This is a genomic window from Leeia sp. (genome assembly GCF_041909055.1).
GTDB lineage: Bacteria > Pseudomonadota > Gammaproteobacteria > Burkholderiales > Leeiaceae > Leeia > Leeia aquatica.
In genome coordinates, this window is the sequence record NZ_JAYREC010000010.1 from 310 (window position 1) to 2,274 (window position 1,965).

A 1,965-nucleotide genomic window follows, 5' to 3' on the forward strand; every position below is an offset into this window, starting at 1 on the left:
GCCGTGCTGGAGGCCTATGCCGCCGGGCAGGCAGGCGCCTGGCAGTGGACGGCGGGCCGCAAGGTGGTGGGCTGGGACGTGGGCTACGGCTTTCGCCCCAACGACCTGGTGCAGCAGGTGCAGCGCCGCACGCTGGTCAGCCAGCCCCTGCAGGGCCGCCCGGTACTGATGGCCGAACAATTCGGCGCCGAATCGGCCTGGAGCCTGGTGGCCGTGAACCCCACCACTGGGCGCGATGCCACCGGCGCGGGCGAGGGCGCCCTGGCCGCCCGCTGGTACCAGCGCCTGGGCAGCGCCGACGCCTACGCCTTTGCCCGCTGGGGCCGCCGCACCCAGGGCAGCGTGGGCGCGGCCTGGTCCTGGGTGGCCAGCGACGCGCTGGAGCTGCACGCATCGCTGCGCCACCTGGCGCGCTTTGACACCTGGCAGGATGCATCGGCCTCGGCCGGTGCGCTGGCGAGCGCCAGCCCGTGGCGTGCGCTGACTGCGGGGGCGGCGCAGCAGTTGTTGCTGGGTGGCACCTGGACCAATGTAGAACAGGTGAGCGTGCTGCTGGAGGCGTGGCATGACGGCACGGCGCCGTCGCGCGGGCAATGGAAGCGTTGGGCGAATCGCAACGCCGCTTTGCAGCACCTGGGCGCTGTGGGTGCGCCCGCCGTTGCGGTGGCGTCCAACCTGGCGTGGCAGACGCAGGCCTTCAGTGCCAGCCCCTCGCTGCACCGCCAAAACCTGTTTGCCCGCCTGGCCTGGACCACAGGCCCCTGGGAAAGCGCGCTCGACCTGCTCTACCACCCCGCAGACGGCGGCCACCTGCTCACCGCCAGCCTGGCCTGGAAGGGCGACCGCCTGCGCCTGGAAGGCGGCCTGCGCACCAGTGCCGGGCCGGGCACGGCGGTGGTGCGGCAACTGCCGGTGCAGCGGCAGGCCTATGTGCAGGCAGTGTGGGTGGTTGAATGAAGGGGAATACACCAACAAGCAGCCTGTATCGAACGGGGTGAACTATTGTTGCGGCAGAGGGATTAACAGATCGTCTGGAATATTACAGTTTGCAACCGAAATGATGGGCGGTTTTTGATTGGATATGGCGGACAATGAGAGCTTTGTTTGAATCGTGGGCGCACTTATTTCTTGGGTAGATGCGAGCCCAAGTGCTTTTTAATAACCATTTGTCGAAAGAGGGAATAATGAAAAATCGTGTTTTCTTGAGTGTTTTGGGGATGGGTTTGTGTTTTTCCTTTGCAGCCCAAGCGGAACTCTTGAATATTAGCTCCAACGCTCTGCAATCGCAAAACACAGAAACGTCTGGCTGCACCATTGTGGGTGCCGGTGGCAAGACTTACAAGGGTGCGAAATATCTTGTGATCATGGCGGAAGGAAAGCCCGCAGATTCTGATCCAGTGCTCACGGTGAAGACGCTGAATACATCCACACCCATGGTGTTTACCAATGATAATTGGCGTGAGTCCTTTACGGAGAATGGTAGGGTATTATCGGCGGTTGACTTTACCCCGTTGTTACGTGCGCCTGCAAAACAGTCAGATGCAGCGATAATAATATTTGCGACGTCGGGAGTGGCGCTGTGTGCATATTCCAAGGAAAAATCGGGCGGAGATACACTGCGAGGTGTCTCCATTTCTATCACTGATGTGACGAGTGGCATGCAGGGTGCGACCTCGCATGAGGTTGATGCGAAATATCAGCAGGAAACACTTGAGCTTGCAGCAGGCTCGGTGCGCTGAAGCTTGGTGAGCCAAAGCCAAAACCTGGGGTGCCCCTGGGTTTGGGCTGCCTACCATAACTACTGTGACTGCTGTGCCGCCTCGCGCTCAGCCTTCACGGCCTGGCCCAGTTCGATGACGGCCATGGCGTAGTAGCTGGACCAGTTGTAGCGGGTGATGGCGTAGAAGTTCTCTGTGCCGGCCACGTAGCTGGGCGCTGCGTTGCCGTTTTGCAGTTCCACCAGGG

3 protein-coding genes are annotated in these 1,965 nt (G+C 61.7%); 2 read left to right on the forward strand and 1 reads right to left on the reverse strand.

The window, feature by feature from the left end:
• Positions 1 to 957 (forward strand): hypothetical protein (locus tag ACE3O2_RS17660; RefSeq protein WP_374339788.1); only part of this gene is annotated, 957 nt, incomplete at its 5' end.
• 227 nt (positions 958 to 1,184) lie between these two features.
• A complete protein-coding gene (locus tag ACE3O2_RS17665) occupies positions 1,185 to 1,739 on the forward strand; it encodes a hypothetical protein (protein ID WP_374339790.1) in 555 nt (184 codons plus the stop codon).
• 59 nt (positions 1,740 to 1,798) lie between these two features.
• Here the strand turns inward: ACE3O2_RS17665 and ACE3O2_RS17670 are convergent, their stop codons facing one another.
• A complete protein-coding gene (locus tag ACE3O2_RS17670) occupies positions 1,799 to 1,960 on the reverse strand; it encodes a lytic murein transglycosylase (protein WP_374339792.1) in 162 nt (53 codons plus the stop codon).
• Positions 1,961 to 1,965 lie beyond the last annotated feature (5 nt).